19 protein-coding genes and 2 tRNA genes are annotated in these 16,916 nt (G+C 72.1%); 14 read left to right on the top strand and 7 right to left on the bottom strand.

Features of this window, described 5'->3' with window-relative positions; translation table 11 throughout:
* The 9 genes from ACFOVU_RS25020 to ACFOVU_RS24980 all read left to right on the top strand — a co-directional run.
* Positions 1–1,964: Rne/Rng family ribonuclease (locus tag ACFOVU_RS25020; RefSeq protein WP_378537495.1), on the top strand; the 1,964-nt coding region annotated here is incomplete at its 5' end.
* A 204-nt stretch (positions 1,965–2,168) separates the two neighbouring features.
* Positions 2,169–2,480, top strand: a complete 312-nt coding sequence (rplU, locus tag ACFOVU_RS25015; RefSeq protein WP_378537493.1) for a 50S ribosomal protein L21 — start codon at positions 2,169–2,171, stop codon at positions 2,478–2,480.
* Positions 2,481–2,494: 14 nt separating this feature from the next.
* Positions 2,495–2,749, top strand: coding sequence for a 50S ribosomal protein L27 (gene rpmA, locus ACFOVU_RS25010; protein WP_378537491.1), 255 nt, complete (start codon positions 2,495–2,497; stop codon positions 2,747–2,749).
* Between the two features lie 104 nt (positions 2,750–2,853).
* Positions 2,854–4,218 carry a GTPase ObgE gene (gene obgE, locus ACFOVU_RS25005; RefSeq protein WP_378537490.1) on the top strand — a complete coding sequence of 455 codons (1,365 nt, stop codon included), beginning with the start codon at positions 2,854–2,856 and terminating at the stop codon, positions 4,216–4,218.
* A gap of 105 nt (positions 4,219–4,323) precedes the next feature.
* Positions 4,324–5,439, top strand: coding sequence for a glutamate 5-kinase (proB, locus tag ACFOVU_RS25000; protein WP_378538210.1), 1,116 nt, complete (start codon positions 4,324–4,326; stop codon positions 5,437–5,439).
* A 28-nt stretch (positions 5,440–5,467) separates the two neighbouring features.
* Positions 5,468–5,698, top strand: a complete 231-nt coding sequence (locus ACFOVU_RS24995) for a hypothetical protein (RefSeq protein ID WP_378537488.1) — start codon at positions 5,468–5,470, stop codon at positions 5,696–5,698.
* A 492-nt stretch (positions 5,699–6,190) separates the two neighbouring features.
* A complete protein-coding gene (locus ACFOVU_RS24990) occupies positions 6,191–7,447 on the top strand; it encodes a glutamate-5-semialdehyde dehydrogenase (protein WP_378537486.1) in 1,257 nt (418 codons plus the stop codon).
* A gap of 50 nt (positions 7,448–7,497) precedes the next feature.
* A complete protein-coding gene (locus ACFOVU_RS24985) occupies positions 7,498–7,830 on the top strand; it encodes a YnfA family protein (protein ID WP_378537484.1) in 333 nt (110 codons plus the stop codon).
* 259 nt (positions 7,831–8,089) lie between these two features.
* On the top strand, positions 8,090–8,899 hold the full coding sequence (locus ACFOVU_RS24980) for an SAM-dependent methyltransferase (protein WP_378537483.1): 810 nt from the start codon (positions 8,090–8,092) through the stop codon (positions 8,897–8,899).
* A 155-nt stretch (positions 8,900–9,054) separates the two neighbouring features.
* Here ACFOVU_RS24980 and ACFOVU_RS24975 read toward each other — a convergent pair whose 3' ends face one another.
* Positions 9,055–10,140 carry a M48 family metallopeptidase gene (locus ACFOVU_RS24975; protein ID WP_378537481.1) on the bottom strand — a complete coding sequence of 362 codons (1,086 nt, stop codon included), beginning with the start codon at positions 10,138–10,140 and terminating at the stop codon, positions 9,055–9,057.
* A 227-nt stretch (positions 10,141–10,367) separates the two neighbouring features.
* Between ACFOVU_RS24975 and nadD the strand changes: the two genes are divergently transcribed.
* The 4 genes from nadD to ACFOVU_RS24955 all read left to right on the top strand — a co-directional run bounded on the left by nadD (position 10,368) and on the right by ACFOVU_RS24955 (position 12,293).
* Positions 10,368–10,985 carry a nicotinate-nucleotide adenylyltransferase gene (nadD, locus tag ACFOVU_RS24970; protein ID WP_378538208.1) on the top strand — a complete coding sequence of 206 codons (618 nt, stop codon included), beginning with the start codon at positions 10,368–10,370 and terminating at the stop codon, positions 10,983–10,985.
* A gap of 27 nt (positions 10,986–11,012) precedes the next feature.
* Positions 11,013–11,402 (top strand): ribosome silencing factor, encoded by a 390-nt coding sequence (rsfS, locus tag ACFOVU_RS24965; RefSeq protein ID WP_378537480.1) that lies wholly within the window; start codon positions 11,013–11,015, stop codon positions 11,400–11,402.
* Between the two features lie 83 nt (positions 11,403–11,485).
* Positions 11,486–12,115 (top strand): histidine phosphatase family protein, encoded by a 630-nt coding sequence (locus ACFOVU_RS24960; protein ID WP_378537478.1) that lies wholly within the window; start codon positions 11,486–11,488, stop codon positions 12,113–12,115.
* A gap of 105 nt (positions 12,116–12,220) precedes the next feature.
* Positions 12,221–12,293: transfer RNA gene (locus ACFOVU_RS24955), tRNA-Ala, on the top strand.
* Between the two features lie 133 nt (positions 12,294–12,426).
* Here the strand turns inward: ACFOVU_RS24955 and ACFOVU_RS24950 are convergent.
* Complete coding sequence (locus ACFOVU_RS24950; RefSeq protein ID WP_378538207.1) at positions 12,427–12,720, bottom strand: GroES family chaperonin; 294 nt, start codon at positions 12,718–12,720, stop codon at positions 12,427–12,429.
* A gap of 126 nt (positions 12,721–12,846) precedes the next feature.
* Between ACFOVU_RS24950 and ACFOVU_RS24945 the strand changes: the two genes are divergently transcribed.
* Positions 12,847–12,919: transfer RNA gene (locus ACFOVU_RS24945), tRNA-Ala, on the top strand.
* A 62-nt stretch (positions 12,920–12,981) separates the two neighbouring features.
* Here ACFOVU_RS24945 and ACFOVU_RS24940 read toward each other — a convergent pair.
* The 5 genes from ACFOVU_RS24940 to ACFOVU_RS24920 form a co-directional block, all read right to left on the bottom strand.
* Entirely contained in the window at positions 12,982–13,500 is a 519-nt protein-coding gene (locus ACFOVU_RS24940) for a PAS domain-containing protein (protein ID WP_378537477.1), read from the bottom strand.
* 131 nt (positions 13,501–13,631) lie between these two features.
* Positions 13,632–14,558, bottom strand: coding sequence for a LysR family transcriptional regulator (locus ACFOVU_RS24935; RefSeq protein ID WP_378537475.1), 927 nt, complete (start codon positions 14,556–14,558; stop codon positions 13,632–13,634).
* Between the two features lie 115 nt (positions 14,559–14,673).
* The gene (locus ACFOVU_RS24930) at positions 14,674–15,393 is read right to left on the bottom strand and encodes an ABC transporter permease (protein WP_378537474.1); all 720 of its coding nucleotides are present in this window, start codon (positions 15,391–15,393) and stop codon (positions 14,674–14,676) included.
* Positions 15,390–16,181 carry an ABC transporter permease gene (locus ACFOVU_RS24925; RefSeq protein WP_378537473.1) on the bottom strand — a complete coding sequence of 264 codons (792 nt, stop codon included), beginning with the start codon at positions 16,179–16,181 and terminating at the stop codon, positions 15,390–15,392. Before ACFOVU_RS24925 ends, ACFOVU_RS24930 begins: the two co-directional genes overlap by 4 nt.
* Positions 16,178–16,894: an ABC transporter ATP-binding protein gene (locus ACFOVU_RS24920; RefSeq protein ID WP_378537472.1), complete on the bottom strand. Its 717-nt coding sequence runs from the start codon at positions 16,892–16,894 to the stop codon at positions 16,178–16,180. The genes ACFOVU_RS24925 and ACFOVU_RS24920 overlap by 4 nt, the downstream gene beginning before the upstream one ends.
* Positions 16,895–16,916 lie beyond the last annotated feature (22 nt).

The raw sequence follows: 16,916 nt of genomic DNA, 5'->3' as shown, positions 1-16,916 counted from the left end.
GCGACGAAGCCGTGCCGTCCCCGGAGGACCCGCCCAACACCGTCGTGCGGGTCCGCGAGCCGCGCGCCGAGAAGCCGATCGAGGACGAGGTCCAGTCGGTCAGGGGTTCCACACGGCTCGAGGCCAAGAAGCAGCGCCGCCGCGAAGGCCGCGAGCAGGGCCGCCGCCGTACCCCGATCGTCACCGAGTCGGAGTTCCTGGCGCGGCGCGAGGCCGTCAAGCGCGACCTCGTCATCCGCCGGACGGGCGAGCGCACCCAGATCGCGGTGCTGGAGGACGACGTCCTCGTCGAGCACTACGTCGACCGCGCCACCCACCGGTCCTACGTGGGCAACGTCTACCTCGGCCGCGTGCAGAACGTGCTGCCGTCGATGGAGGCGGCGTTCGTCGACATCGGCAAGGGGCGCAACGCCGTGCTCTACGCCGGCGAGGTCAACTGGGACGCCTCCGGCCTCGAAGGCCAGCCCAAGCGCATCGAGTCCGTGCTGAAGTCGGGCCAGTCGGTGCTGGTCCAGGTCACCAAGGACCCGCTGGGCCACAAGGGCGCCCGGCTGACCAGCCAGATCAGCCTGCCCGGCCGCTACCTGGTCTACGTCCCCGACGGCTCCATGACCGGCATCAGCCGCAAGCTGCCCGACAAGGAGCGCGCGCGGCTGAAGCAGATCCTCAAGAAGGTCATGCCCGAGAACGCCGGCGTCATCGTGCGCACCGCGGCCGAGGGCGCCAGCGAGGAGGAGCTGGAGCGCGACATCTCGCGCCTGGCCGCGCAGTGGGAGTCCATCAAGCGCAAGTCCAAGTCGGCGAGCGCGCCGTCGCTGCTCAACAGCGAGCCCGACCTCACGGTGCGGGTCGTCCGCGACGTCTTCAACGAGGACTTCTCCAGCCTGGTGGTCGCGGGCGACGACGCCTGGGAGACCGTCCGCGAGTACGTCGACTACGTCGCCCCCAACCTCGCCGACCGGGTCTCGCACTGGAGCGAGGACCGCGACGTCTTCGAGGCCTACCGGGTCGACGAGCAGATCGCCAAGGCGCTGGAGCGCAAGGTGTGGCTGCCCAGCGGCGGGTCGCTGGTCATCGATCGCACCGAGGCCATGACCGTGGTCGACGTCAACACCGGCAAGTTCACCGGCCAGGGCGGCAACCTCGAAGAGACCGTCACGAAGAACAACCTTGAGGCGGCCGAGGAGATCGTCCGCCAGCTCCGGCTGCGCGACATCGGCGGCATCATCGTGATCGACTTCATCGACATGGTGCTCGAGAGCAACCGCGACCTCGTGCTGCGCCGCATGCTGGAGTGCCTGTCGCGCGACCGCACCAAGCACCAGGTGGCCGAGGTCACCTCGCTCGGCCTGGTGCAGATGACCCGCAAGCGGGTCGGCCAGGGCCTGCTGGAGGCGTTCTCGCACAGCTGCGAGCACTGCAACGGGCGCGGCCTGGTCATCTCCACCGAGCCGGTCGAGCACAAGCCCTCCGGCGGCCAGGGCGCCGGCAACGGCGCGGGCGCCGGCGGCGGCCGCAAGAAGAAGGGCAAGGCGGAGAGGGCCGCCGAGAAGGCCGCGGAGAAGGAGAAGGCGGACCGGCCCGGGAAGGCGGCCAAGGCCGGCAAGGCCGACACCGCGGACAAGCCCGAGGCCGTCGAGCAGCCCGAGGACACCGCGAAGCCCGGGGTCGCCGAGGCGGCCGAGCCCGCCCCCGAGGTCCCGGCGGCCACCCCCGAGGCCATCGCCGAGCCCGAGCAGGAGCCCGCGGCCGCGGCCCCCGTGAAGACCCGCAAGGCGCCCGCCAAGCGGACGGCGCGCAAGAAGGTCGCGGCGGCGCCCGAGCCCGACCAGGAGCCGCAGCCCGCCGCCGAGGCCGCGGGCGAGGCCGTGGAGCCCGAGAACGGCGCCGAGCAGCGCCCCCGGCGGCGCCGTACCCGGCGCACCAAGGCCGCGGCGGAGTCCGCCGTGGTCGAGACGGGCTGAGAACGGGGCGTGCCGGTCGCCGACCAGCGGATGGTAATCTAAGGGTCGGTGCGTCGGCGCGCCCCAATCGTTCGCGCGCCCGAGACCTACTTTCGATCCCCGCGCCCCCCTGTGCGGCGGGCGAGCGGATCAACGGTCGATTTTGAGCGCATTTCACTCCCCGCCCCCGGCGGGGATGGTTCCGAGCAGGAAGAGAGTTCCCCGGTGTACGCGATCGTGCGAGCGGGCGGCCGACAGGAGAAGGTTGCTGTCGATGACGTCTTGGACATCGACAAGGTCTCCGACGAGGCCGGTTCGACGCTGACCTGGGTGCCGCTGCTTGTCGTCGAGGACGGCAAGGTCATCAGCGACACGGCCAAGCTCAGCGGCTACCAGGTCACCGCCGAGGTCGTCGGCGAGTCCAAGGGCCCGAAGATCAACATCCTGAAGTACAAGAACAAGACCGGTTACAAGAAGCGCCAGGGGCACCGCCAGAAGTACACCCAGGTGCGCGTCACCGGCATCGCGGCGAAGTAGGGGAGTGGCTCGACATGGCACACAAGAAGGGCGCATCGTCCAGCCGTAACGGGCGCGACTCCAACGCCAAGCGCCTCGGCGTCAAGCGCTTCGGCGGCCAGACCGTGAAGGCGGGCGAGATCCTCATCCGCCAGCGCGGCACGCACTTCCACCCGGGCGACAACGTCGGCCGCGGTGGCGACGACACCCTGTTCGCGCTCGTCGCGGGGCAGGTCGAATTCGGCAACCGGCGCGGGCGCCGGGCCGTGAACATCGTCCCGACCGCTTAGCCGGCGCGACCGTGGGGCGGGCCAGATCCGATCTGGCCCGCCCCACGCGCGTGACAACGGCGCATACGCTGGTCACGGGGCACAACCGCACGGGGAGAGAGCACATGCCTGACTTCGTCGACGAAGCGGTCTTGCACATCAAGGCCGGTGACGGCGGGCACGGCTGTGCCTCCATCCACCGGGAGAAGTTCAAACCCCTCGGCGGCCCCGACGGCGGCAACGGCGGCAGGGGCGGCGACGTCGTCATCGAGGTCGACCCCAACGCCGCCACCCTGCTCGACTACCAGCGCCGCCCGCACCGCAAGGCGGGCAACGGCACCCCCGGCCAGGGCGGGCACCGCTCCGGCGCCAACGGCGACGAACTGGTGCTGGCCGTGCCCGACGGCACCGTGGTCTCGGGGCTCGACGGCGAGGTCATCGCCGACCTGGTCGGCGCCGGCACCCGGCTGGTCATCGCCCGCGGCGGCAACGGCGGCCTGGGCAACGCCGCCCTCGCCTCGGCCAAGCGCAAGGCCCCCGGCTTCGCCCTCAAGGGCGAGGAGGGCGAGGCGTTCGACATCCGGCTGGAGATCAAGACCATCGCCGATGTCGGCCTGGTCGGGTTCCCCAGCGCGGGCAAGTCGTCGCTGATCGCCGCGCTGTCCGCGGCGCGGCCCAAGATCGCCGACTACCCCTTCACCACGCTCATCCCCAACCTCGGCGTGGTCGAGGCCGGCGCGGTGCAGTACGTGGTCGCCGACGTCCCCGGCCTCATCCCCGGCGCGAGCGAGGGCAAGGGCCTGGGCCTGGCGTTCCTGCGCCACGTCGAGCGCTGCTCCACCCTGCTGCACGTCCTGGACTGCGCCACCTACGAGCCCGGCCGCGACCCCGTCAGCGACCTCGACGCGCTCGAGGCCGAGCTGGCCGCCTACGGCGAGAACACCGAGATCGACCTCACCGACCGGCCGCGCATCGTCGTCCTGAACAAGATCGACGTCCCCGACGGCCGCGAGCTCGCCGAGTTCGTCACGCCCATGCTCCAGGAGCGCGGCCTGCGGGTCATCCCCGTGTCGGCGGCCACCCGCGAGGGCCTGCGCGAGCTGTCCTTCGCCCTCGCCGAGCAGGTCGAGGCGGCCCGCGCCGCCCGCCCGGCGCCCGAGCCCACCCGCGTGGTGCTGCGCCCGCGCGAGATCGGCGAGATCCCGTTCGAGGTCGTGCCGCTGGGCGACAACACCTTCCGGGTGCGCGGCGACAAGCCCGCCCGCTGGGTGCGCCAGACCGACTTCAGCAACGACGAGGCCGTGGGCTACCTGTCCGACCGGCTCAGCCGCCTGGGCATCGAGGACGCGCTGTCCAAGGCCGGCGCCACCCACGGGGCCGAGGTCTACATCGGCGACGAGGACAATTCCGTGGTGTTCGACTGGGACCCGACCCTCGACGCCGAGGCCACCCCGATCGGCCCGCGCGGCACCGACTCCCGGCTGGGCTGACGTCGCGCGGGGACCCGTCAGGGCCCGGCCGTTTTCGGATATGTCGAACACGGAGAGAAGTCCGACGTGCAGAACGCATCGTCACCCGCACAGGGCCGCGCCGAAATGGCGGGCGCCGGGCGGATCGTCGTCAAGGTGGGGTCGTCCTCGCTGACCACCCCCGACGGTCACATCGACCGGGAGCGCATCAGCGACCTCGCCGACGTGCTCGCCGAGCGGCGCGCGGCCGGGACCGAGGTCGTCCTGGTGTCCTCGGGCGCGATGGCCGCCGGGATCGGCCCCATGGGGCTGCCGGCGCGCCCCCGCGACCTCGCCACCCAGCAGGCGGCGGCCAGTGTCGGCCAGGGCCTGCTGATCGCGCACTACACCAGGGCCTTCGCCGCCCACGGGCTCACCGCCGCGCAGGTCCTGCTGACCGTCGAGGACCTGATGCGGCGCGTGCAGCACCGCAACGCGCGCCGGGCCCTGCGCCGCCTGCTCGACATCGGCGCCGTGCCCATCATCAACGAGAACGACACCGTGGCCACCCACGAGATCCGCTTCGGCGACAACGACCGGCTGGCCGCGCTCGTCGCCCACCTGCTGCGGGCCGACGCGCTGCTGCTGCTCTCCGACGTCGACGCCCTCTACGACGACGACCCGGCCCGCTCGGGCGCGCAGCGGATCGCGCGCGTCGTCGACCCGCGCGACCTCGACGGTGTCGCCGTCGGCAGTGCGGGGCGGCGGGGCGTGGGCACCGGGGGCATGGTCACCAAGGTGGAGTCCGCGCGCATCGCCACGGAGGCCGGCGTGCCCACGGTGCTGACCTCGGCCGCCAACGCCCGCGCCGCGCTCGCCGGCGAGCAGGTGGGGACCCTCTTCGTCGCCGGGTCGGGGCGCCGCCCCTCGACCCGCCAGCTATGGCTGGCCCACGCCACCGCGGGGCGGGGCAGCGTCGTCCTCGACCCCGGTGCGGTGCGCGCGGTCGTCGGCGAGCACGCGTCGCTGCTGCCGGCGGGCGTGGTGAAGGTCGAGGGGGACTTCACGGCGGGCGATCCGGTGGACCTGTGCGACGAGGACGGCAAGGTCATCGCCCGGGGGCTGGTCAACTACGACGCCGCCGAGATCCCCGAGCTGATGGGGCGCTCCACCCGCTGGCTGGCGCGCGAGCTCGGCCCCGAATACGAGCGCGAGATCGTGCACCGCGACGACCTCGTCCTGCTGTCGCCGTCCGAGCGGTAGCGCGAGCGCAGGTCGGTAGGGTGGCGGCATGAGGCCGACCACTCACGAGTTCGACACCGAACTGCTGCGCGGCGGCGAGGTCGCCACTCTGGGAGCCGTGGTGTACCGGGGACGCACCGTCATCCAGCCCGGCCCCGACCGGTGGGCGCCCCTGCGCCGCTGGGCGCAGGGCCTCGCCGACCAGGTGGACGGCCCGATCACCTGGCGCGCCCGCACCGACGACACCGTGGTCGCCGAAGGCACCGTGTACCCCGCCTGACACCGGAGCGGCAGGCGGGGACCCCTCGGCCTCATGGCGCCCCGGGCGTCCGGCCGGCGGTCACCGGCGGCCGGACCGCGGCCCTACAGCCGGCGGGCGCTTTCGGCCCCGCATTTGGAGCAGTGGAACTTGCGGTCGGTTCCCAGCACCCAATCGTGCTCTCCGCCATTCGGACATGCGGACATCGACACCACCTACGCCCTCGACGAGCAACCTGGCGCCGACACCGTATAACCGCTTGCCCTGCACTGTCCTGGAAATGATCAATCCCGGTGCCGCACATCCCGCAAAAGCAATTTCACGAGCGCGGAGGGGAAACCCCACGGGCCGGGGAGCGCCGCCGGCGGTCCTGCGGGGACCGCACGGGCACTGACCTCGTAAGCTGGGGGTGAAGCGGGGCCACGGGGCGGCCGCCGCCATCGCCGGCGGCCCGCCGGACGACCCGCACCACCGGCCCGAGCCGAACCGACCCTTGGAAAGTGACACCCCACCATGAGTGACATCGAGCGCGAGGTCCGTGCCGTAGCCGAGCGGGCGCAGGACGCCGCGGCCGACCTTGCGCCGCTGAGCCGGTCGGTCAAGGACGAGGCGCTGCTCGCCATGGCCGACGCCCTGGTGCACAACGCCGAGTCGATCGTCGCCGCCAACGCCGAGGACGTCGCCCGCGCCCGCGAGGCCGGCGACAGCGAGGCGATGGTCGACCGCCTGGCGCTCACCACCGAGCGCATCGAGGCGATCGCCGACGCCGTGCGCGAGATCGTCGAGCTGCCCGACCCGGTCGGCGAGGTGGTCCGGGGCTCGACCCTGCCCAACGGCCTGGAGCTGCGCCAGATCCGGGTCCCGCTGGGGGTCATCGGCATCATCTACGAGGGCCGGCCCAATGTCACCGTCGACGCCGCCGCGCTCTGCCTCAAGAGCGGCAACGCCGCCCTCCTGCGGGGCTCCTCCTCGGCGTACTCCTCCAACACCCGCATCGTCGAGGTGCTGCGCGGGGCGCTGGAGAAGACCGGGATCCCTGTCGACGCCGTCCAGCTGGTCCCCGGCAGCGGCCGCGACTCCGCCCAGGCGCTCATGCGGGCCCGCGGCCTGGTGGACGTGCTCATCCCGCGGGGCGGGCGCTCGCTGATCCAGGCGGTCGTACGCGAGTCCACGGTCCCCGTGATCGAGACCGGCGAGGGCAACTGCCACGTCTACGTCGACGAAGCCGCCGACCTGGACAAGGCCGTCGCCGTCACCGTGAACTCCAAGACCCAGCGGCTGTCGACGTGCAACACCGCCGAGACCCTGCTCGTGCACGCCGGGATCGCCGACCGGTTCCTGCCCCGCGTGCTGCGCGAGCTGCACCGCCTCGGCGTCACCGTGCACGGCGACGACCGGGTCCGGGCCGTCGACGACACCGCGGTTCCCGCGACCGAGGCCGACTGGGTCACCGAGTACCTGTCGGCCGACCTCGCCGTGAAGGTGGTGGACTCGCTGGACGAGGCGATCGCCCACATCCGCGCCTACTCCACCGCCCACACCGAGGCCATCGTCACCGACTCCCAGCCGGCGGCCCGCCGGTTCGTGTCGCGCGTGGACTCCACCGCCGTGATGGTCAACGCCTCCACCCGGTTCACCGACGGCGGCGAGTTCGGCTTCGGCGCCGAGATCGGCATCTCCACCCAGAAGCTGCACGCGCGCGGCCCGATGGGGCTGCCGGAGATGACCTCGACCAAGTACATCGTGACGGGCGACGGCCACCTGAGGTAGGCGGCCGCGCCCGGATCCCCCCTCGTCACGCAGAAAGCCCGGGTACCACCATGCCGTTCCGCTCCATCCTGCTGTTCGTCGTCGCCGCCTTCCTCGAGATCGGGGGCGCCTGGCTGATCTGGCAGGGGGTGCGCGAACACCGGGGCCTCCTGTGGATCGGCGCGGGCGTGATCGCCCTGGGCCTCTACGGGTTCGCCGCGGCGCTGCAACCGGACGCGAACTTCGGGCGGATCCTCGCCGCCTACGGCGGCGTCTTCGTCGCCGGCTCACTGGCCTGGGGGATGGTCGTGGACGGCTTCCGCCCCGACCGGTTCGACGTCATCGGGGCGCTGGTGTGCCTGGTGGGCGTCGCGGTGATCATGTACGCGCCCCGCGGCGCATAGACGCACGGGAGCGCGGGCTCACGGGCTCACGGGCTCACAGGCGCACGGGGGCGCGGGGGCGCGAGGCGCGGGCCGATGGCGGGTGGCCGATCCGCCCGTCCGGTCCCGCCCCCGCCCGCCCGTTCCCAGCGGGCCGTTCGGTCCCGAATGGGAAACACATCCCGGAAGGTGATTCCGTGGGCGGGGCATGACGGGAAATCCCCTGTGGACCGCTACGATGCAGGAATCCCAAGATGTCCCGTGTTCGAGGAGCCCCCCAATGGCCGATGACACCCCCTCCGGCGCCGGACTCGACCTCGGCGTGCCCACGGCCGCCCGGGTCTATGACGTCATGCTCAACGGTAAGGACAACTACGCGATCGACCGGCAGGTCGCGCACGCCAGCCTCGAGGTCATGCCCGAGCTGAAGCAGATCGCCATCCACAACCGCGAAATGCTGCACCGCGTCGTGCGCCACCTCGCCGAGGAAGAGGGGATCACCCAGTTCTTCGACCTCGGCTCCGGGCTGCCGACCGCGCGCAACACCCACGAGGTCGCGCAGGAGGTGAACCCCGACGCCAAGGTGGTCTACGTCGACATCGACCCGCTGGTGCTCGTGCACGGCCACGCGATCCTCGCCGAGAACGCCAACACCCGGGTCGTCACCGCCGACATCCGCAAGCCGCAGGAGATCCTGAACCACCCCGATGTGCAGGCGCTCATCGACTTCGACAAGCCGGTGTGCGTGATGCTGGTCGGGATCCTGCACCACCTGCTCGACGAGGAGAACCCCGGCGGCATCGTCGGCACCCTGCGCGACGCCGTGGTCCCGGGCTCGTTCTTCTTCATCACCAACTTCACCCGGCTGGGCGACGCGCCCGAGAGCGCCGAGCTGGAGAGGGTGCTGCTCAGCCAGCTCGGCACCGGGCGGGTGCGCACACCCGAGGAACTGGCGGCCTACTTCGAGGGCCTGGAGCTGCTGTCGCCGGGCCTGGTGCCGCTGCCGCTGTGGCGGCCCGACGGCATCGTGCGCGACAGCACGTCCATCGCGGCGCGCTTCATGACCGGGGGAGTGGGGCGCAAGCCGTAAGCGGGCCACGGCGGGATCCGGCCCGGGGCGCTCACGGAGCGATCCTGCCGCCGCGGGCTCCTGGTGCAGGCCTTCGGCCTCCGGAGCCCGCGGCGCGGCGGGGGATGCGATGGGGTTCCGGCGGAACCCGGGTGGTGCGGGGGGAGCGGACGGGGTCAGGAGGCGGCCGGGCCGCCGCCGTTCCCGTCGGTGCCGTTGCGGCCGGCGGAACCGCCGCTTCCGGCGCCCTTCCAGCGTTCGGCCACGGTGTCGAACAGCCGGCCGCCGGCGCTGGCCGCGCTGCCGGCCACATCGCGCAGCGTCCCCACCAGCGGGTCGGCCGTGCGCTCCCAGGACTCGCGGTAGGAGTTGGCGGCGTTGCGCGCCTCCTGGCCCACCGAGGCGTCCTTGTCGGTGTCGCGGCGCGGGTAGTCGCCGGCGATGATGCGCCGGTACTCGCCCTCGTCGATCCAGCGGGTGAGCTCGGCCATGCGGATGACCGCGAACGGGTGGGTCTGCCCGGTGAGGCTGAGCAGCTTGATGAGGCTGTCGCGGGCGTCGCCGCCGCGGTCGTACTCGCGGGCCTGCTCCAGGAAGGAGTCGGGGTTCATCTCGGCCAGCCGCGACCCGCCGGCCAGCTTCATCAGGGCGCGCTTGGCGGCCTCGGGGTTCTGCGAGGCGAGGACGCCCGCGCGGTCACAGGACAGCTCGGACTTGCGGTACCACTCCTCCAGCGCCGTGACGATGGCGCGGATACCGATGTAGCCCAGCGGGATCCAGGCGACGCGGGAGGCGAGCCGGATCAGCGCGAGCAGCATCGTGCGGTAGACGGCGTGGCCGGAGAGCACGTGGCCGACCTCGTGGCCCACGACGAAGCGCTGCTCCTCGGCGTCGAGCAGGTCGAACAGCCCCGTGGTCATGACCAGGAACGGCTTGTGGCTGCCGATGGCCATGGCGTTGGGGCGGGGGTTCATCTGGATGTAGAGCTCGGGGACCTCGTCCAGGTCGAGGATGTAGGCGGCGTCGCGGACGTAGTTGTAGACCTCGGGGAACTGCTGCTCGTTGACGCGCACGGCGCTCGACAGGAACATCAGCCGCAGCGCGCGCTCGTTGAAGAGCCCGGAGAGGCGCTTGAAGACCTCGTCGAACCCGCGCAGCGACCGCAGCGCGACGAGCGCGCCCCGGTCGGCGGGGTGTTCGTAGGCGCGGGAGCTGATGCCGTCGAGTCGAACGCGTGCGCGTTCTGGAGAATTGGTGGCCATGTCGGCATGCTATGCGTCGGGATGGACCCGCGCCATGGTTTCCGGCTTCGAGATATGACGCGATTTTTCGGCGGGGTCCGGGTAGGGGGCGGAAGAGGTGTTCGAGGTGGTCCGTTACCCTCGGCGATGCCGGAGAACCCGGCATCTGGGATGAAACGGAGCGGCAGGTGTCGAACGAGCCGAACGAGGCGAGCAGGCCGAGCACACACGACACGCCCTACGCCGGGCTGCGGCTGAAGGCGCACCCCCGGCGTGTCGGCATCATGGGCGGGACGTTCGACCCCATCCACCACGGGCACCTCGTGGCGGCCAGCGAGGTCGCCCACTTCTTCCGCCTCGACGAGGTCGTGTTCGTGCCGACCGGGCGCCCCTACCAGAAGGACCCCTCCGAGGTCACCCCGGCCGAGGACCGCTACCTGATGACGGTCATCGCCACCGCCGAGAACCCCCAGTTCCGGGTGAGCCGCATGGAGGTCGACCGCGAGGGCCCCACCTATACCATCGACACGCTGCGCGAGATGCGCCGGTACTACGGCCCCGAGGTCGAGCTGTTCTTCATCACCGGGGCCGACGCCCTGGGCGCTATTCTGAGCTGGCACAACGTGGATGAACTCTTTGATCTCGCGCATTTCGTAGGCTGTAACCGCCCCGGGCACCAGCTCACCGACACCGGGCTGCCCGATGGAAAGGTCAGCCTGGTGGAGATCCCCGCCCTGGCCATCTCGTCCACCGAGTGCCGGGAGCGCGTCCGCAACGGCGAGCCCATCTGGTACCTCGTGCCCGACGGCATCGTCCGCTACATCAACAAGACCGGGCTCTACCTCGACCGCCCATCGGCGGGGTAGGCGCCCACGGGAGGCATTGCCTACATCGTGACCGCCACGGACCGGGCCGTTGAGCTCGTGAACATCGCCGCAGAGGCGGCGGCCGACAAACTGGCGCAGGAGATCATCGCCTACGACGTCAGCGACCAGCTCGTCATCACCGACGCCTTCCTCCTCTGCTCGGCGCCCAACGACCGTCAGGTGCGGTCCATCGTCGACGAGGTCGAGGACCGCCTCCGCGCCGCGGGGGTGAAGCCGGTGCGCCGCGAGGGCGAGCGCGACGGCCGCTGGGTGCTGCTCGACTACGTCGAGATCGTCGTGCACATCCAGCACGAGGAGGAGCGGGGGCACTACGGCCTGGAACGGCTGTGGAAGGACTGCCCCGAGATCACCCTGCCCGAGACCGCGAAGGGGCAGCGCCGCGCGGAGGACGGCTGATCCGCCGTGACCCGGCGGCGCCCCCGCGGCCACGGGGGCGTCGTGAACCCCATCCCACCACCACCGGTCAGGAGAGCGACCCCGTGTCCGAGGAGACCCGCCGCATCGTCTGCTGGCGCCATGGGCGCACCGCCTGGAACCAGGAGAAGCGCTTCCAGGGCCAGACCGACATCCCGTTGGACGAGACCGGGATCGCCCAGGCCAAGCGCGCGGCCGGGCTGCTGGCCACGCTGCGGCCCGACGCCATCGTCGCGTCGGACCTGCGGCGCGCCTCCGACACCGCGGGCTTCCTCGCGGGGCGCACCGGCCTGACCGTGGAGCACGACAAGGGGCTGCGCGAGCGGTTCGGCGGGTCCTGGGAAGGCCTGACCACGCCGGAGATCCGCGAGCGCTGGCCCGAGCACGACGCGCGCATGCACATCCCCGACGGCGAGGACCTCCTCGCCGTCGGGGAGCGCGTGAGCGAGGCGGTGCTGCGCGGCCTGGCGCGGGTGCCCGACAACGGCCTGCTCGTGGTGGTCGGCCACGGCGCGGCGCTGCGCGCGGGGATCAACCGCATGCTCGGCCTGCCCCCGGAGATCCGCCAGGCCCTGGGGCCCATCGGAAACTGCTCATGGTCGGTCCTGGGCCCGCTGCGCACCGGTGGCTGGCGCCTCCTCGAGCACAACGCCGCCAGCCTCCCCGAGGACCGCGTCCTCGGCGACGACCGCTGACCCGGACCGGCCCACGGCGGTGCCGCCGGGAAACCGTTTCGACGTCGACGCCGGATTCCGCTATTGTTCAGGGAGTCGCCGGGGCAACCCGGACGATTCCCATCAGGGGCTATGGCGCAGTTGGTAGCGCGCCTCCATGGCATGGAGGAGGTCTGGGGTTCGAATCCCCATAGCTCCACTCGATTCACCTTCAGCGCCTCATCCGGACGCGGCCGCACACGGTGCAGGCGCCCCCGGTGGGGCGCTCGTTTTGCGCGCGGCGCGATCCCGGTTCCGCGTGAGGCGGCCCGGCCGGACCGGGACGCCCTTCCTCAGAGGTAGAGGCCCGTGCCCCGTTCCGGGTGCTCGTTGGCCACGGCGTGGACGTCGCGTTCGCGCAGGACGAGGTAGCGCTCGCCGTGGAGTTCGACCTCGTTCTGGTCCTCGGGGTCGAAGAGCACGCGGTCGCCGGTGCTGACGTGGCGGGCGCCGGTCCCGGCGCCGCAGACCTCGCCCCAGACGAGGCGGGTGGCGATCTTGACGGTGTCGGGGATGACCAGACCGCCGGTGCTGCGCCGTTCACCGGTCTCCGGCAGCTCGCGCACGAGCAGCCGGTCGTGGAGCATCTGGATCTCGCGTTTGGACGTGGACTGGGACACCCCACGATTTTACGGGCACCACCGGCCCCGCGGGAGCGCCCACCGGCTGGCGCGAGCAGGCCCCGCGATCCGGTAGAGTCGGTGGTGCAGCACGGGGCTATGGCGCAGTTGGTAGCGCGCCTCCATGGCATGGAGGAGGTCTGGGGTTCGAATCCCCATAGCTCCACTCCGTCGGTCATTGCACCGGCCTCTTCGATGGCCCTTTTCACCTAGGCGAAAAGGGCCTTGTCATTGTGCCGGGGCCACAGGGCTTGATGTCCTCCCCCGGCCATCAGGGAGCACGTCCCGCTCGAACGATTCACGGCCCGATTCGTCGAACCGCCGGCAGAGGTCCTGGACCTCGTCTTTGAGCAGGACGATCTGCGAGAACCCGACCAGTTCGCCCTGCACACGGATCGGTGAGACCGTGACGAGGATCGTCGTCTTTCCGTACGGGCGCGCGACATACCGGACCGGCTCGGTGCGGCCGTTCTCGAAGAGTCCGAGCATCGCGTTGAAGCGGGGGTTCGTGACCGCCCGGCGGTGGCGCTCGCGGACATCGCCGCCGATGTACTCCGGTCTGCGATCCAGGTGCTCGGAGGCCCACTTGTTGTAGTAGAGGACCACTCCGCTCCGGTCGAGGATCGTCACCCCCACCCCGGCTTCGTCGAGGAGCCGGCCGGCCCAGTCGTCAAGGCACCAGTCCGGGTGGATTCGCCCGTCGAGCCGCTCGGGAAGGAGCGCAGCGTCGCCATTGGTTTCGGTCATCGCAGACACCTCGGCTCTCTGCTTGGGGCGGCCGACCCGTGCCGGCCCTTCGCACCTGGCTCGACCGTAGCCGTCGCACGTCGGCCGGCAACGGGAAGTTCATGGAACGTGAACCCCCATTGCCGTCGACGTCAGGGGCGCTTCCGAGACACGGACTCGGGGGAGAGGCCTTCGGCGACCGATCGCACGAGCGTCGCCGCGATGGACCGGAACCCCCGGACGTCGGGGTTGGGGTCGTCGCGGCGGACGGTGAGAACGCTGCTCTCCGCGGGCGCGTCGGAGACGGGCACACATGCCGTGCCCGGCCAGCGGTAGTACCGCTCGAAGCTCCGGAGCGAGGAGCCTGCGCCGCGCCCGAGCGCGGCGCTGGTGAGCACCTCATGTGGGGTCAGCGCGACGTCCGGTGCCAGTCGCGGCCGCTCGCCGTTGCGAAGCCCATTGAAGTACAGGAAATCCGCGAACCGGGGCATGGTTCCGGGCGGCAGATCGACGTAGGGCAGGTCGAGCACGTCCGCGACGCGGACGGTACCCGCCTCGGCGATCGCGCTGTTCGCCGATACGACGACGATCCGGGACTCGGTGGTGAGGACTTCGGAGTCCAACCGGTCGTCCTGCGGAGCGGGGCGGACGAATGCGACGTCCACGCGGTGGTCGAGCAGCGCGGTCACATGCTCCCGGAAGGTGAGCCCCACGATCGAGAGCCGCACCCTCGGCCGGGCCCGCGCGAAGACGTCGATGATGGCCGGCGTGATCTCCGCCGACCCGTGAGCCATCACGCCGACCCGCAATACCCGGTCTTCGCCGCGGCCGGGATCCGCGATTTCGTCGATCGCGACCTGCTCCGCGTCCAGCATCGTGCGGGCGTGCCTGATCAGCCGTCGTCCCGCTGCGGTCGGCAGCACGGGATGCCGCTCGAGCAGGACGACCCCGAGTTCGCGTTCGAGCTGCGCGACGTGGGTCGTGACAGCAGCAGGCGAGAGGTAGAGGCGCCGCGCGGCGAGCGCGAAGCGCCCCTCCTCGACGACCGCCAGCAGCGACCTCAGCTGTCGGAGCTCCATGGCCATGCCCCCTCGACCGAACGCGCCGAGGCCGACGCGCCGTCGAGCCCCGCCTGCCTCACGCCTGATGGGAATGTACTCGCCGAGCACCGAGGTCGTGCCTGCGCATCGGGCTCTATGCGTCGCGTCCGACGAAGGCGGTCACCGCGGCGAGCGCGGTCGCGGCCACCCACCCGGCCAGGACCAGAGCGCCGGTGGCGGGGGTGAGCACCGTGTCGGCGCCGGGCAGGTAGAGGGCGCTGCCGGCCCGGTCGGGGAGCCAGCGTGCGTGCTCGGTGTAGCCCGACAGCAGGGGCGAGGCGACGAGCACGAGGGCGAGCATCGTCGTCAGAGGCGGGATGAGCGAGCGGAGCAGGGCCGCCACGGCGAGGGCGAGCAGGCCGATCAGCACCAGATGGCCGGCGGCGCCGACCGCGGGCCACCCGTCGCCGATCTGCGGCGGGTCCACGCCGCGCGCTGCGGAGGTGAGCCACGCCGCCGCGAGCCCCGCGCCCACCGTGGCGGCGCCGGTGGCCGCGATCACGACCAGGGAGGCGATCGCCTTCGAAGCCAGGAGGAGGGGCCGGTTCGGCGTCGTGGCCAGGCTGGTCGCGATCTGGCGGCCGTCGTACTCGGCGGCGACCGCGAGCACGCCGATCAGGATCGGGCCGACCTGGACGAAGGGGACCGTCTCCGCCATGACCTGCACGGCGTCGGTGCGCGGCGCGGATGCGGCGAGCGCCGCAGTGAGCGCGGCGCCCGCCCCCACGGTACCGGCCGCGGCGGCGGGGACGGCGGGCAGGCCGCGGAGCTTGATGAGCTCGGCGGCGACCGTCCGGGCGAGGGCGCCGCTCATGCGTCGCGCCGGGTGAGGACGAGGGCGGAGACGGCCAGGAGGCCGAACGCCCAGGCGGCCATGGCGACCCCGCCGGTGAGCGGGTCCAGCGCACCATCGGCACCGGCCCGGGTGTCGCCGGCGAACAGGCCCATCCCCGCTAGATCGGGCAGGGCGTAGGCCAGATCCGTGAGCCTCGTCAGCAGGAACGAGACGGAGACGAGGGAGCTGTTGGCGATGAGGACGATGAGCGGGACGATGCCGCTGCGGGTGAGGACCGTGACGGCGAGGGCCATGAGCGCGGTCAGCGCCCAGTAGAGCGCCGCGCCCGCCGAACGGGCGACCACGTCGCCGAGTCCGTCGGACGCGCCGGCCTCCCCGATGACCGACTGCGCGACGGCCAGGCAGGCGGGGAGGGCGACCGCCGCCGTGGCGAGAACGAGCAGCACGGCGGTGCACGCCTTCGCGGCGAGCAGGGTGAGCCGGCGCGGCGTCGCGGTGAGGGTCGCGGTGATCTGCCGGCCGCCGCCGGCGTCGGGGCTGTTGGCGGTGTACTCGCTGCTGATCACGACGACGCCGAGGATGACCGCGCCGACCGTGCCCATGGGGACGGCGGCGAACACCGCCTCGACCGGGGAGGTGTAGGCGACCGTGTCGAGCCGTCCGCTGTCGATGGCAGCCCGCACGTTGACCGAGTTCAGCAGAGTGATCGCGAGCGAGCCGAGCGCGGCTACCGCGATCGCGACCAGGGTCGCGGGAAGGGTGGCGGCCTTGCGCAGTTCGGCCGCTACCGCGTGCAGGAGGGTCATCGTCCGTGCTCCGTCCGGCCGGTGCCGGTGAGGGCGAAGAAGGCGTCTTCGAGCGTTGCGTACCCGCTGGTGACGCGGTCGAGGGGACCGGCCGCTACGATCCGGCCGCCGGCGATGACCACGAGGTCGTCGGCGATCTCCGCGACCTCGCTCATGAGGTGGCTGGACAGCAGCACGGTCCCGCCCGCCTCGGCGTGCCCGCGCAGGAGGCCGCGCATCCACCGGATGCCCTCGGGATCGAGCCCGTTGACCGGCTCGTCGAGCACGAGCGCGGCCGGCTCGCCCAGCAGCGCCGCCGCGAGGCCGAGGCGCTGCCCCATGCCCAGGGAGAACCGGCCGACCCGGGTGCGGGCCGCGTCCGCGAGGCCCACCTGGGCGAGCACCTCGCCCACCCGGCGCCGCGGGATGCCGCCCGCGCGGGCGACCCAGGCCAGATGGCCGTACGCGGTACGGGACCGGTGCGCACCCGACCCGTCGAGCATGGCGCCGACCGTGCGCGACGGTTCCCGCAGGCTCCGGTAGGGCCGCCCGCCGACCAGGGCCGTGCCCGAGGAGGGCCGGTCCAGGCCGAGCAGGATGCGCAGCGTCGAGGACTTGCCCGCCCCGTTGGGCCCGAGGAAGCCGGTCACCCGGCCCGGACGCGCCTGGAACGTCACATCGGAGAGCACGGTGCGCGGACCGTGCCGTTTGCAGAGGCTGTCGATCTGAAGCATGCCACCATCCCAGCGGGACGAC

This window comes from Nocardiopsis sediminis, from assembly GCF_042650565.1.
Classification (GTDB): domain Bacteria; phylum Actinomycetota; class Actinomycetes; order Streptosporangiales; family Streptosporangiaceae; genus Nocardiopsis_B; species Nocardiopsis_B sediminis.
The sequence above is the reverse complement of the archived record's forward strand: the minus strand, read 5'-3'. Positions and strand labels throughout refer to the sequence as shown.